The organism is Streptomyces sp. NBC_00691 (assembly GCF_036226665.1).
Lineage (GTDB): Bacteria > Actinomycetota > Actinomycetes > Streptomycetales > Streptomycetaceae > Streptomyces.
The window spans coordinates 514,250-526,703 of record NZ_CP109007.1 but is presented as its reverse complement, the minus strand read 5'-3'; the positions used below and the strand labels follow the sequence as shown (position 1 = coordinate 526,703).

10 protein-coding genes are annotated in these 12,454 nt (G+C 71.3%); 5 read left to right on the top strand and 5 right to left on the bottom strand.

Features of this window, described 5'->3' with window-relative positions:
• Positions 1-25: 25 nt before the first annotated feature.
• A complete protein-coding gene (locus OG392_RS02485; RefSeq protein WP_329275052.1) occupies positions 26-2,032 on the bottom strand; it encodes a HEAT repeat domain-containing protein in 2,007 nt (668 codons plus the stop codon).
• Positions 2,033-2,175: 143 nt separating this feature from the next.
• The gene (locus tag OG392_RS02480) at positions 2,176-4,998 is read right to left on the bottom strand and encodes a S9 family peptidase (protein WP_329275049.1); all 2,823 of its coding nucleotides are present in this window, start codon (positions 4,996-4,998) and stop codon (positions 2,176-2,178) included.
• 498 nt (positions 4,999-5,496) lie between these two features.
• On the opposite strand from OG392_RS02480, the gene OG392_RS02475 reads away from it, so the two are divergent.
• On the top strand, positions 5,497-6,531 hold the full coding sequence (locus tag OG392_RS02475) for a metallophosphoesterase family protein (RefSeq protein ID WP_329275047.1): 1,035 nt from the start codon (positions 5,497-5,499) through the stop codon (positions 6,529-6,531).
• A 228-nt stretch (positions 6,532-6,759) separates the two neighbouring features.
• A complete protein-coding gene (locus OG392_RS02470) occupies positions 6,760-7,413 on the top strand; it encodes a class I SAM-dependent DNA methyltransferase (protein WP_329275045.1) in 654 nt (217 codons plus the stop codon).
• A 140-nt stretch (positions 7,414-7,553) separates the two neighbouring features.
• On the opposite strand, the gene OG392_RS02465 is transcribed toward OG392_RS02470, so the two are convergent.
• The 3 genes from OG392_RS02465 to OG392_RS02455 form a co-directional block, all read right to left on the bottom strand.
• Positions 7,554-8,594 (bottom strand): vWA domain-containing protein, encoded by a 1,041-nt coding sequence (locus OG392_RS02465; protein WP_329275043.1) that lies wholly within the window; start codon positions 8,592-8,594, stop codon positions 7,554-7,556.
• A gap of 222 nt (positions 8,595-8,816) precedes the next feature.
• The gene (locus OG392_RS02460; RefSeq protein ID WP_329275039.1) at positions 8,817-9,356 is read right to left on the bottom strand and encodes an NUDIX hydrolase family protein; all 540 of its coding nucleotides are present in this window, start codon (positions 9,354-9,356) and stop codon (positions 8,817-8,819) included.
• A 98-nt stretch (positions 9,357-9,454) separates the two neighbouring features.
• Complete coding sequence (locus OG392_RS02455) at positions 9,455-9,898, bottom strand: MarR family winged helix-turn-helix transcriptional regulator (RefSeq protein WP_329275037.1); 444 nt, start codon at positions 9,896-9,898, stop codon at positions 9,455-9,457.
• Between the two features lie 175 nt (positions 9,899-10,073).
• On the opposite strand from OG392_RS02455, the gene OG392_RS02450 reads away from it, so the two are divergent.
• From OG392_RS02450 to OG392_RS02440, 3 genes are all read left to right on the top strand, one after another.
• Entirely contained in the window at positions 10,074-10,907 is an 834-nt protein-coding gene (locus tag OG392_RS02450; RefSeq protein WP_329275033.1) for an SDR family NAD(P)-dependent oxidoreductase, read from the top strand.
• Positions 10,908-11,128: 221 nt separating this feature from the next.
• Positions 11,129-11,383, top strand: coding sequence for a hypothetical protein (locus OG392_RS02445; protein WP_329275030.1), 255 nt, complete (start codon positions 11,129-11,131; stop codon positions 11,381-11,383).
• Entirely contained in the window at positions 11,380-12,327 is a 948-nt protein-coding gene (locus OG392_RS02440; protein ID WP_329275028.1) for an ATP-grasp domain-containing protein, read from the top strand. Before OG392_RS02445 ends, OG392_RS02440 begins: the two co-directional genes overlap by 4 nt.
• Positions 12,328-12,454 lie beyond the last annotated feature (127 nt).

Genomic DNA, 12,454 nt, shown 5'->3' with positions numbered 1-12,454 from the left:
CGATGGGGCGTACGGATCACGGACCTCAGCCGCCGGGGGCGTCCTGGACCTCCGAGAGCAGCTGGATCATCCGCGCGACGACCGGCTCGGGCAGCCCCGGGTTCCGGGCGGCCGCGTACGCGGTGTCCCTGTTGCGCAGCAACGGGATCAGCCTGCGCGCCGGCAGTCCCGGGTGCCTGGCGGCCGCGTGCCGCACGTGCTCGTACGGGTCGTCGAGCAGTCGCACCGCCGACGCGGGCGTCAGCCGGGGGTCGGTCGCGGCCCGGAACCGGACCTCCTCGTCGCCGTCCCGGCTGAGGAGTTCGACGAGCTCGACGGTCGACTCCGGGTCGTCCAGGGCGAGTCGCCGCATCCGCGGGCGCGGATCGTCGGCGAGGCGGACCAGGTCGCGGCGGGGAAAGTTCGGATGGCCACGGGGACGGTCGGGGACGCTGAGGCTGCCGTCCCACCACTGCCACACCCGCAGCAGCATCTCGGCGGGCGCGTCGTCGCACGATTCGGCGAGGAAGAGCTGCACGACCCGGTCCTCGTCGCGCGCGAGGGACTCGACGACGTCCGGCGGGAGCCGCCTGGCCCGCGCGACGCTCCTGCGTACGCCGGGGTGCGAGGAGGCACTCAGGCGCCGCATGGCGTCGGGATCGTCGTGCAGCGCCCCGACCCAGTCGAGCGTCCGGGAACGCGTACGCGGGTCGAAGTCGATGACGACGCCCGCCCGTTGCTCCTCGGTGAGACCGGGATGCGTCGAGACCTCGAACCGGACGCCGTCGTCGGGGTCCCGGGCGAGGACGGCGACCAGGTCGGCGTCCAGCCACCGGTTCCTCGCGAGGGCACGGCGCCGGCCGGGATCGCCGTGGTGAGCCACATGCCGGGCGAGATCCCGCGCGAGACGGCAGGTCGCGATCGCGTCGCTCGCCTCCAGCCCCTCCGCCTCGTACACCGACCGGGGGAGCGGGCGCTCCCGGTGGTGCTGGAGCAGCGCCGCGACACGGACTTCCCCGTCGGGGTCGTCGAGCAGCGCCCGCCGGGCCGCCTCGTCCAGATGCGGCCAGGCAGCCTCACGGCACGCCGAGGCCCGTACCGCCGGATCGGCGTCGCCGGCCAACGCCACGAGCAGATGACCGGGGAGGCCCGGCAGCCTGGCCGTCTCCACACGCACCTTCGGGGACGGGTCCGCGGCGAGCCGCGCGTACGCGGGGGCGGTGAGCTCGGCGCGCCGGTCCGCGGCGAGGAGGGTGAGGATCCACCGCTGACGGTCGTCCCGCTCGCTCAGGACGAGCCGTGCCCACTGCTCCGCGGTGATGTTCGGCTGCGCCTCGGCCAGCAACCCGCGCACCCGCCACTCCGGGTGGACCACCGCGGCCTCGACCACCGAGGAAGGCAGCGCGCGCCACAGAAGGCGGTCCGTCCGGCCGAGGAGCCCCGCACACAGGTCGTCGGAGGTGGCGGGGTTGTCCGCGAGCCCCTGCGCCCACTGGTCACGCACTCTCCGGAGCGACCCCGGCAGCCGGAACAACAGCTCCCACGCGGCTTCCCGCTCCTCGGCCGTCTCCCGGGCCGCGGCGCGCGCCGCCGACTCGTGCCACTCCTTGAAGCGGTCTAGCGCGACGAGCCAGACGTCGTACTCCTCGGTGGTCGCCCCCACCAGCGCATCGCCGTCCGTGGAGAGGGTGACGAACTCGGGTTGGCCGGGCCGTGTGCCGAGGACTCCCGCGAGGTCCCACCGGTCGGTGAGCCGCACGCGTGTCCAGCGCTGGGGCCTGCCGTCCGGCCGGTCGCCGCCGACGTCGATGAGGAAGGTGCCGTCCGGGCCGAAGATCCCGTACTCGACCGCCAGCCGGTGCCACTGCCTGTTGAGTTCGGCGACCGGCTCAGGTGCGTCCAGCCGTACGGCCACCGTCGGTGTGGCCTGGAAGGAGACGACCGGCCGCCAAGCGGCGTGGGACGTCACGACCTCCTCGACCCGGTCTCCCGCCACGATGTCGAGTCCGGCCCGCCGCAGCCGATCCACGAGCTTCTCCCGCTCACCTGTCATGGTCACCCATCCTGGCAAAGCCGCCTCCTCGGCCGCCGAGCGGGACCGGGCTCGTCGACAGGCTCCCGGCATGTTCGAGTACTGCCGGACGACGCCGTCACGTCAGGCGGCAGCCGCAGACGGCGCGACGAGTGACGTGGACCCTACGAGGCGTCCCGCACCGTCCCCACGAACTCGGGCCCCGGGACAGGCTCCCAGGCGCCGTCGTACGTGGTCAGCTGTGCCCGGACCGACTCCACCGGCTCGCTCACGTCGTCCTTGACCGTGGGCACGCTCACCTCGACGGTCGTCGCGCCCGCCGGGACGGAGACAGGGAGGTACAGGCCGCCGAACCCGATCCGGGACAGCGGCGTGGCCGTGGCCGGCACTTCCCCGAGCAGCTCCTTCAGCCACGCCTGGTCGACGTCGGCCGTGGACAGCTCCGTACCACCGGTCGGCGGCAGGAAGGAGACGTGGCCGCCGATCTCGGCGTCGGCCGGCTCGGACAGCGTCACCCGCCAGGTCAGCGCGGAGCCCTCGGCCACCCCGTCGGCGACGGGGGTCACGGTCGCCCTGGGCATGGGGTCGTCGTTCCGAACGGTCACGCCACCGTGGTGCGCGCCGATCGTCGTGCCGCGTACCGCCTTGACGAAGGCGTCGTGGTCGACGTCGTAACCGAAGCGCTCGTTGCCCCGTACCTCGACCGGCACGTCGATGTCATGACGTCCGGGTCGCACCGTCACCGTGCGGGAGGTGATCTCGCCGGTGGCCGGATCGGGGACGAACAGCCGGACCTGGCCGCTGCCCTGGCCGGACACCCGTACCGGGACCCGGTAGGTCCGGACGCCGGAGGCGCCCTCCGCGACCGTCAGGCGCCCGATGTCGACACGCGCCAGCGCGGCCGGACGTACGGCCGGAGTGCCGGGACGCCAGCCCCACGCGTCCATCAGCCACGCCCGGCCGGCCGTCGTACGCGGAATCAGCTCGAGCGTCGTGATCCTCCTGAGGTCCAGGCCGGACCGGGCGGCGGCGGACAGGGGTACGCGTACCTCGCGCGCCCAGTACGAGGTGGTCCGCTCGCTGCCCGGGAGACCGTCGACGCGGGTACGTCCCAGGCGCGCGCGGCGCCCCGAGGCGTCGGTCACGGCCACGTCCAGCTCGGTGCCCTTGCTGTTGGGCGGGACGATCACCCGGAGGGTCAGTGCCTCGGCGCCGACCAGGGAGACCGGCCGCGCCGAGCGCACGGCCACCGGGGTTCCGGGACGCGACCACTCCATGGCGACGGCTTCCCGGCCCGGCTCGGGCGAGGCCTCCCAGTACGCGAAGTGCGGGGACGCGCCGCCCGCGTCGGGTGCCAGGCAGGCGCGCCCGGCGTCGGGGTCGATCTGGGCGCACAGCCTGCCGCCGCCCGACACGGTGAGCGCGGAGGTGCCGGGCACGAAGGCCGGCGTACGGTTCGCGCCGACGGCGTGGCTGAGGGCACGGACCGGGTCGGCCGAGGGGGCGCGGCGGCCGGTGCCGTCGAGGAGCGGACGGACCCGGTCGTCCCCGGCGACGAACAGCCGGGCGGCCGCGCCGATGTAGGTGGCTCCCGCGGCCTGCTGTTGCGCGGCGGTGAGACGGGTCGTCGTGCCGGGGGAGCAGACGGGGTCGGGCTGATCGTCGGACCAGAAGTCGTCGAAGGCCGGCGCCTGCGCCTGGCCGGGGGTCCACTCGCTGTTGAAGAAGTTGTGGTTGGCGCCGACCATGTAGACCGCGCTGTGCAGGGCGGCGCCCCGGCTGACCCCGCGCGTGCCGTCGACGAAGTTCTGGCCCTGGAGGTCGGAGACGTCGCCGTCGCAGCCCGGCAGGATGGTCATGGACGGGACGTCGGGCGCCGGGTTGTTGCCGAAGATCGTGGGGCCGATCGGCACGGTGCCGAGGATCTTCCACCGCACGGGGCCCCGGTAGCCGTCCTGGTCGGCGGGCGGCGGGGTGAGGGTGTCGAGCGCGGCCCGGTTGACGCCCTCGCCGCCGCGGGAGTGGCCGACGAGCAGGACCCGAGAGAGGTCCGCGGCGGAGGAGCGGCGTACGGCGGCCGGGGCTGCGGCCCGGTCGGCCGACCAGTCGGCCCAGCGCGCCAGGTGCTGCCGTACGAGGGACGAGCGGGCCTGGGCGCCGCCGTCCTCGGCCCGGAAGTCCTGGCCGTTGATGCCGTTGGCGGATATGGACAGGGTCACGTACCCCTGGGACGCCAGGAGCTTCTGGGCCCGGAGATAGCCCTGGTGGCTCGGTATCGGCTTCGAACCGGGCGCACAGGGCCAGTCGCCGGTCACGTCCTCGGTCCCGGGGGTGTAGCAGGTGCCGTGGCGGCCGTGCAGGAAGAGGGCCACGGGCCGCTTCCCCGGAGCGTCCGCCGGCCCGACGACCGTCGCACGCATCTCGACGGGCTCGGGGAACCCGGGCAGTCGCACGGACTTCAGGTCGTACTCGCCGCTGACGGTGCGGTAGCGACCCGGGACTCCGGGGTCCACGCCGTTCGCGGGGAGTGGGGCGGCGGGCAGCGCGGCCGGGGCGGAGGGGGCGGGACGCGCGGACCGGGCGGGACCGGCGGAGTCGAGTCGCCGCCCACCGGCCGTGACCCGCAACCGGGTTCCCTCGGTGAGCCGCACGTCCTGGAGCGGCAGTCGGAAGGACCGGCCGTCCCGGCCGGCCACCGGGTGACCGAGAAGCCGGTCGCCGGCGTGGAACGCGACGCGGGAGTCGCCCATGGGCACGGGCTCGGGCGACGTCCACACCAGCTGCCGGCCCGCCCCGGCCCCGGACACCTGCCAGCCCTCGGGCAGGTCGAGATCGCCCAGCCGGGTGGTCGGGGACGCACCGGACGACGACTGCCCGGACGGCGGGGAGGTGGACGGGGTCGATTGCGCGAGCGCCGCCCCGGGTGACGCCGAGGCCAGCGCGAGTAACGCCGCGGCGGTGGCCACGCCGCGTGTAGCACGTATCAAAACGGACTTCCTCACGATCGGTCGTGTGGGGAACGGGGAGATACGCGGAGCGCGTCGGGGCCTCAGAACTCGTTGACGTGCCCCAGAACGCCGCCTTTCCCAGCTCCCTCTCTCGCCTTCGGAGGATGCCGACGACGTGGTGAGGGTTGCCTGGTGGCGTGAAGAGGGCGTCAGGCGGCGTGTTCTCGCTGTGGGGAGGGGAGGGGAGGGTGCGGGGGCGCGGGCGATGCGGGCATGGGCGAGGGCGCAGGCGTAGGCACCGGTGGAGGCACAGCCATCGGCGCCCGCACCGGTCCCGCGTCATCCGGCATGGCGTGCCTGCCCTGCGGAAGCGCCCGACCACAGCCTCCACTCCCTCCCCGTAGGAATACATTCACACGGCAGACATCCCGGTGTCGGGAAACATGCCGCCCTGATTGCGTATCCATAACGGGTCTAGTGCACAGAGCGGTGCCCGGGGCGTGAGTACGGCCACCGCCCGTCCGAGAGGAACTCTCCGTGGATCGCAGGTCTCTGCTCACCGTCGCGACAGGAGCGGTGGGCGCCGTCGCCGCCTCCCAGATACCGGCGAGCGCGGCAGGCCCGGAGCATTCCGGTCCGGGGCGCATCGGCCCGGGTCGCCCGGTCACCGCCTTCAACGTCATCAGCGACATCCAGGGCGACCTCCGGGACCTCGGAGTCGCCCTGGAGGACATGAACCGGACCAACCCCGGGAGTTCGGGCCTCGCGGTGGCCGGCGACATCACTCCGCGCGGGTACGACGCCGAGTACGCGGCGGTCGGCATCGAGGTCGCGCGCCACACCCACGCGCGTACGGTCGCCTGGGCCATCGGCAACCACGAGTTCTACGTCCCCAAGTGGCGCGACCCTTCGACCCTCGCGCAGGACACCTGGCCCAACGGCACCACCGAGGACTCGCTGTTCCGCAGCTTCTACCACTTCGCCGGCCGCAACAAGGTGTACGCGGAGCACTCGTTCGGCGGCATTCCGGTGCTGAGCCTTGGCACGGAGAAGTACATGCACTACCACGACCCGAAGCTGTGGGACGAGGTGTGGCTGAGCGAGGCACAGCTCACCTGGCTGGAGGAGCGCCTCGCGCACTGGGCGCACCGCCGCAAGCCGGTCATGGTGGTCACCCACCATCCGCTCCCCAACACGGTCTCGGGCAGCCACAACCGCCTCTACTCGCGCGACTACCTCCAGGCGGACCGTCTCCTCGGCATCCTCGGCCGCCACAAGGACGTCTTCCTCTTCTGCGGGCACACGCACTGGGACCTCGCGCTGTCGGACTGGTACGTGCGGAGGGTCGTCCCCGGCACGGCCAACCTGGACGGATTCTCGGTGATCAACACGGGCGCGGTGCAGACGGGCTACACGGACGACGGCAAGGGGGGTGAGGTCACGGTCCCCGGTACGTTCAACCAGGGGCTCCAGGTGGAGGTGTTCCGTGACCGCGTGGTGGTGAAGGCCCGCGACTTCGCGGCGGGCAGCTGGCTGAAGCAGATCACGGTCCCCCTGTCGACCCGCATCTGACGACCGGTCCGGTCGGTCGGACGCGACCGGCGACGCCGGACGAGGGACCGGCATGCTTCGGCATGGTCCGGCCCCTCGTCCGTGCGGCTGTCCCCGGGTGCGCGACCGGCAGGGAGCGGACCGCTGGGTGGTGTCCACGGACAGGGGCACATGACGGTTCGGTGGGCGCCGGGCAACTTCGGCCGCCCGCGGTCCGCACACGCCCCGGTCTCCCGATACGGTCTCCGGATGACCGAACCCCACACGCTGGACGCGACCCGAGACGCCTACGACGCCATCGCGACCGTCTACGCGCAGCAGTTCCAGGACTCCCTGCGGGACCGCCCCCTGGAGCGCGCCGTGCTCGGCGCCTTCGCGGAACTGGTGCGGACGAACGGCGGCAGCGACGCCCAGGTCGCGGACCTCGGCTGCGGGCCGGGCTACGTCACCGCCCATCTGCGCGGGCTGGGCCTTGAGGTGTTCGGTGTCGACGCCTCCCCGGTGATGGTGGAGCTGGCGCACGCGGCCCATCCCGGGCTGCGGTTCGAGATCGGATCGATGGCCGCGCTGGACATCGAGGACGGCGCGCTCGGCGGTGTGCTCTCGCGATGGTCCGTCATCCACACCCCGCCGCAGGACGTTCCTGACATCGTGGCCGAGATCGCCCGGGTCCTGGCACCCGGTGGGTACCTCTTGATCGACTTTCCCGCGACGGACGGCCCGCATCCGGAGACGCAGAGCTACGACCATGTGGTGGCGACCGCCTACCGCTGGCACCCCGACAGCCTCGCCGCGCTCCTGCGCGACCACGGCCTGGCGGAGGTGGGACGCACGATCATCGAGCCCTTGCCCACCGACCGACGGCAGTTCCAGGAGATCGAGCTCCTGGCCCGCAAGGTGTGACGCGGACACCCCCTGATCCACCCCCCCCGGGCGAGCGGCCCCAGTGTGTCCCACGCCTTCGTCAGAGGTGTGGAAGTGGGCGAGGAACGACTCGCCGCCGATGGGGCGTTCGGCGAGGCCCGGGCGGGCCGGACGTGGCGTCAGTGCATCAGCAGCAGGCGGGTGTTCGGAACGAGCTTCCGGTTCACGCTGGTGCTCTGCACGAAGATCGTGAAGTCGTCGTTGTGGTCGGGCTTGACGCGCACCTCGACGTCCGGCAGGCCCAGCAGCGAGCGGGCCTCGGGCCCCGCGTACACCCGGTCCGTCTTCTTCTCCAGTACCGCGATCCGCTTCCGCGCCTGGATCTTCTCCGACTTGCTCAGCTGGTAGAACGCACCACCGGTTCGGTACGTGTGCCCGCTCTCGACGACCCAGTCCCGGATCGCCGCGTCACGGGCCACCGCGATCAGGTCGTACTCCGAGGGATCCACCGGGGCCAGGCCCGCCGCCTCGACCGTGTCCTTGTTCACGGCCTCCGCCCCCACGGAGAACACGGCCCGCGATCCCCGGATGCCCTTGCTGCGCCCCACCATGAACTTCTCGGTGGCCTCCTGGATGACCTGGCCGGCCTCCTCCAGACCCTGCGTGCTCGTCGCGTCCCAGATCGCGATGTTGTCCTTCGGGAAGCCGCCCCGCATGGCCTCGTGCCTGCCCATCTGGTCCGGAACCAGAACGGCGAGCGTCCAGTTGTCCTCCTGCGTCCGGATCATCTCCGCCACGGACTCCACCAGTTCACGCGGATCCTTGGCAGGGGCATCCGGGCAGCGGTGGCTGGCGTTCTCCTGGCCGTCGGTGAGCACGAACGTCAGGAAGCTGTGGTCGCCGTACAGTTGCGCCGTCTGCGCGAGCTCCCGCTGCGACTTCAGCGCGGCCGCCAGCAGGGCCGTCATTCCGCCCACGCGGTACAGCTGCTTGAGCGACGGCATCCGCAGCACGTCCTTGTCGTAGATGACGCACTCCACCGTGTCGGCGAAGACGTACACCGTGACGCGGGTCTCCTGGTCCAGGTCCTTCGAACGGCGGGCGAGGTACGCGATCTGCTGGTCGGCGACCTCGACGACCTTGCGGCTCAGGTGGGACATCGACGAACTGGCATCCAGCACCAGGGCGACGTGGTTGATGTAGTTCTGGCTTCGGGTCATGACAGCTCCCCCTCGTTCCGACTCGATGCACCTACCGTCTCACCCACCACTGACAATCGAACGGAGATTCGAGGTGGGTGGTGACGTGGGTGCAACGCACCGGCGGGGTCGTCCTGTTCGCCGCTCCGGTGGGCATCGCGGGGGGAGGTCGTACGCACACGCGCCTGCCGCCCGGGAGACGGGCGGCAGGCGCGTGACGTTCGGTTCTCCGGCCCGACCTGCTCAGTAGGAGGCGTGCCCCACGTGCGCGAGGGCCTGCTTCAGCAGTGTCCCGCGGCCGTCGGGCATCTCGTCCTGTACGGCGGGGGAGGCCGCCTCCTGAGGGCTGAACCAGACGAGGTCCAGGGCGTCCTGCCGGGGGCGGCAGTCGCCGCTCACCGGCACGATGTACGCCAGCGAGACCGCGTGCTGGCGTGGGTCGTGGTACGGCGTGATGCCGGCCGTGGGGAAGTACTCGGCGACGGTGAAGGGCTGCAGTGAAGGGGGGACGCGTGGCAGGGCCACGGGGCCGAGGTCTTTCTCCAGGTGGCGTAGGAGTGCGTCACGGACTCGTTCGTGGTGCATGACCCGGCCGGAGACCAGGGTGCGGCTGATGTTTCCGTCCGCGCCGATCCGGAGGAGCAGACCGATGCTGGTGACTTCGCCGCTGTCGTCCACACGCACGGGTACGGCTTCGACGTACAGGATCGGCATCTGGGCCCGAGCCATGTTCAGCTCGTCCGTGCTCAGCCAACCGGGTGTGGTCTCTGTCATGTCGGACATCGCTTGATCATACTTTCCCGACCGTGCCGCGGCCTAGGCCATGTGTCTGCCAGGCGGGTGGCGGCGGCATTTCCTGCCGGGCCGCACGGGTGGGGAGCCTACGGGGTGGCGTCGGTCGGCCACGGCTCGCCGGCGAGCAGCGCCAGCAGCCGGCCGAGCGTCTCACGCTGCTCGGGGTCCAGAGCGCCGAGCGGGTCGGCGGCGAACGGCATGGCCGTACGCAGCTCGGCGATCGTGTGACGGCCCGCCTCGGTGGCGGCGACGAGCTTGACCCGGCGGTCCGTGGCGCCCGACCGGCGCTCGACCAGGCCACGTTCCTCCAGTCGGTCGACCAGTGTCGTGAGGTTGGACGGCTCGGCGTGCAGCCGCTCGGCGAGCGCGCGCATCGGCACCGGTTCGGCGCTGTACAGCAGCGCCTTGGCCTGGAGCGGGGTCAGGTCGTGCGCGGTGGCGGCGGCCTCGGCCTCGCGCGCGTACCTGCGGTTGACGACGGCGAACAGGCCGACCACCCGCGCGTCGAGCCGGTCTGCGGGAGAGGTCATGCCGTCCACTGTAGCCAGGTGCTTGACAGTGACAAATATTCGAGCACATAGTTATGAAGCATGATGGTTATGACTCATAAGTAATTGCCTCGTGAACGTCCTCGTGCGCGCCACGGTGGACGCCACCCGAGCACGTCACATCGCGCCGTCCGCATCACCTCAGAGAGGGTTCGCCATGTCCGACAAGGTCGTCCTGATCACCGGTACCTCCTCCGGCATCGGCCTCGCCGCCGCCGTCTCCGCCGCCCGCGCGGGCTTCACCACGGTCGCCACGCTGCGCGATCCGGCCCGGGCCGGCGCGTTGCGCAAGGCGGCCGAGGCGGCCGGGGTCGTACTCGACATCCGCCCCCTGGACGTCACCGTCGCCACCTCGGTCGAGGAGTGCGTCGCCGGTGTGATCGCCGACCACGGCCGGCTGGACGCAGTGGTCAACAACGCGGGCGCGGGTCACGTCGGCACCATCGAGAACGAGTCGGTGGACGAGGTGCGCAAGGTGATGGAGGTCAACTTCTTCGGCGTGGTCACCGTCACCAAGGCCGTCATGCCGCACCTGCGCACCACCGGTGGACGGCTGCTCACCGTCACCAGCGTCGGCGGCGTGGTCGGCCAGCCGTTCAACGAGGCCTACTGCGCCGCCAAGTTCGCGGCCGAGGGATTCATGGAAAGTCTGGCGCCGGTCGCCGCCACCGTCGGCGTCACGGTCGCGGTGATCGAGCCCGGCGCGGTGGCCAGCGAGTTCGTCGCGAACGTGGGCATCGGGGAGAGCGCGGCGGCCGAGGCCGGTGTCTACGGTCCGGCGCTGGCGAACTACCTCGGCCGCACCCGGGGCGCCTTCGCGGCCGCGCAGACCTCGGAGGCGGTGGGGGAGGCGATCACCGAGGCCCTCACCACCGATCGACCTGCCTTCCGGATCCAGACGTCGGACACGGCCCGTGCCTTCGTCGGCGCGAAGCTGGCGGACCTGGACGGCTCGCTGGTCCAGACGGCCACCTCTGCGTGGGTGTCCTGAGCCGCGACGCCGGCAGGGGAGTGAAGCCCGGATCGGTGTGACGTCGAGAGCCAAACGACAGGGGGAAAAGTAGCTCTGGGTGACCTGTGTGACGTTCCGCCACGACAGCGGCTCCCTCGTCACGTCGCCTCGCTGCGGCCCGGCTGCACCCACGGCCTATTGGTGGTTGAGTGGAACGAGGGGCACCTGTATCCACCACCGCAAGCCGAGGAGGTCGGACGATGTCTGAATTCAGGCTGGGCGATCGAATCGATGAGAGCGCGGAATTCGTCAACACTCCACCCCCAGTGGTCTTCAAGACCCAGCCGACCGGTTACGTTCGGCTGAAGAGTCCCGAGGAACTCCGGGCGTGGGAAGAGGCGGTGCGCCTGACCACGGGCCTCGAGATGGTCGCCGACACTCTCGCCGGGCACGTCTGCGAGTCCGGCTGCGAAGTCGACCTCACCTCTCGCAGCGACATGTGTGACTTGGCATGATCCTGGCCGTCTCCTACCGTGAGGACTTTCATGCGCTCGCGGTGCAGCACGCGGTGCGCGGTCGAGGTCATGACTTTCACATCGTGGAGTGCGACACCATCGGTGGACGGACGGCGGTCTCGTGGAATTCGCACGGATCCGGAAAGAGCCACGCCCCGGGAAGGGCACGCCTGGTGACGTCCGAAGGCGCGACCGTGGATCCGGAGGAGGCGAGCCGACTGTGGTGGCGGCGAGCCAGGGCCGATCAGGAGATCAGCGAGACGGTGAGCAGCGCCCACCAGCGCAGTCTGATCAACAACGACTGCCGCGGCGCGCTCGCCGGCGTCCTCGCCGCCACCTTCCACGGGGACTGGATCTCATCCCCTGAGGCAACCGACCGGTCCTCGGACAAGGTGTATCAACTGGCGGTGGCGAGGGAGGCGGGATTCCGGGTGCCGCGGACCCTGGTCTCGCAGTCACGCGAAGACGTCATCGCCTTCACCCGGGAAGTCGGACGAGCCATTGTCAAACCCGTGGTCGGAGCCCGTGGACCGTCGCTCTACACCAGCTGGATGGACGGACCGGAGTCGATCCCGGAAGGCTCGTTCGAGGTCTGCCCCGCCACCTACCAGGAGTACATCGAGGGCAACCGACACGTCAGGCTCAACTGTTTCGGTGACCGCATGTACGGCGCGCTCATCGCGACGGAAGCGCTCGACTGGCGCCCCGACCTCAATGTGCCCATCACGGCTTGGCCCGTTCCCGAGTACGTGAGCAGACAGGTCGACGAAGTACTACGCCGCCTGGGGCTCCGCATGGGCGTGGTGGACCTGAAACTCACACCGGACGACGAGCCGGTATGGCTCGAAGTGAACCCACAGGGCCAGTTCCTGTTCCTGGAACCACTGACCGGCCAGCCACTGATCGAGCTGTTCGCTGATTTCCTGCTGTCCGAGGCGGCTTAGGGGTCGTTTCCACTCACGCGACGAGTTCCATGCTGTGGCCCGCCGTCTTGGACGTCCTCTCGTTCATCGCCCGCTGCGAACGTCGTCGTGGAGGCCCCGCGGGGCCGACGTCCCGTCGGCCCCGGCC

Excerpts from the sequence above, each read along its gene's own strand:
- OG392_RS02485 (WP_329275052.1), bottom strand. The coding sequence starts at position 2,032 with ATGACAGGTGAGCGGGAGAAGCTCGTGGATCGGCTGCGGCGGGCCGGA.
- OG392_RS02470 (WP_329275045.1), top strand. The coding sequence starts at position 6,760 with ATGACCGAACCCCACACGCTGGACGCGACCCGAGACGCCTACGACGCC.
- OG392_RS02465 (WP_329275043.1), bottom strand. The coding sequence starts at position 8,594 with ATGACCCGAAGCCAGAACTACATCAACCACGTCGCCCTGGTGCTGGAT.
- OG392_RS02460 (WP_329275039.1), bottom strand. The coding sequence starts at position 9,356 with ATGTCCGACATGACAGAGACCACACCCGGTTGGCTGAGCACGGACGAG.
- OG392_RS02455 (WP_329275037.1), bottom strand. The coding sequence starts at position 9,898 with ATGACCTCTCCCGCAGACCGGCTCGACGCGCGGGTGGTCGGCCTGTTC.
- OG392_RS02450 (WP_329275033.1), top strand. The coding sequence starts at position 10,074 with ATGTCCGACAAGGTCGTCCTGATCACCGGTACCTCCTCCGGCATCGGC.
- OG392_RS02445 (WP_329275030.1), top strand. The coding sequence starts at position 11,129 with ATGTCTGAATTCAGGCTGGGCGATCGAATCGATGAGAGCGCGGAATTC.
- OG392_RS02440 (WP_329275028.1), top strand. The coding sequence starts at position 11,380 with ATGATCCTGGCCGTCTCCTACCGTGAGGACTTTCATGCGCTCGCGGTG.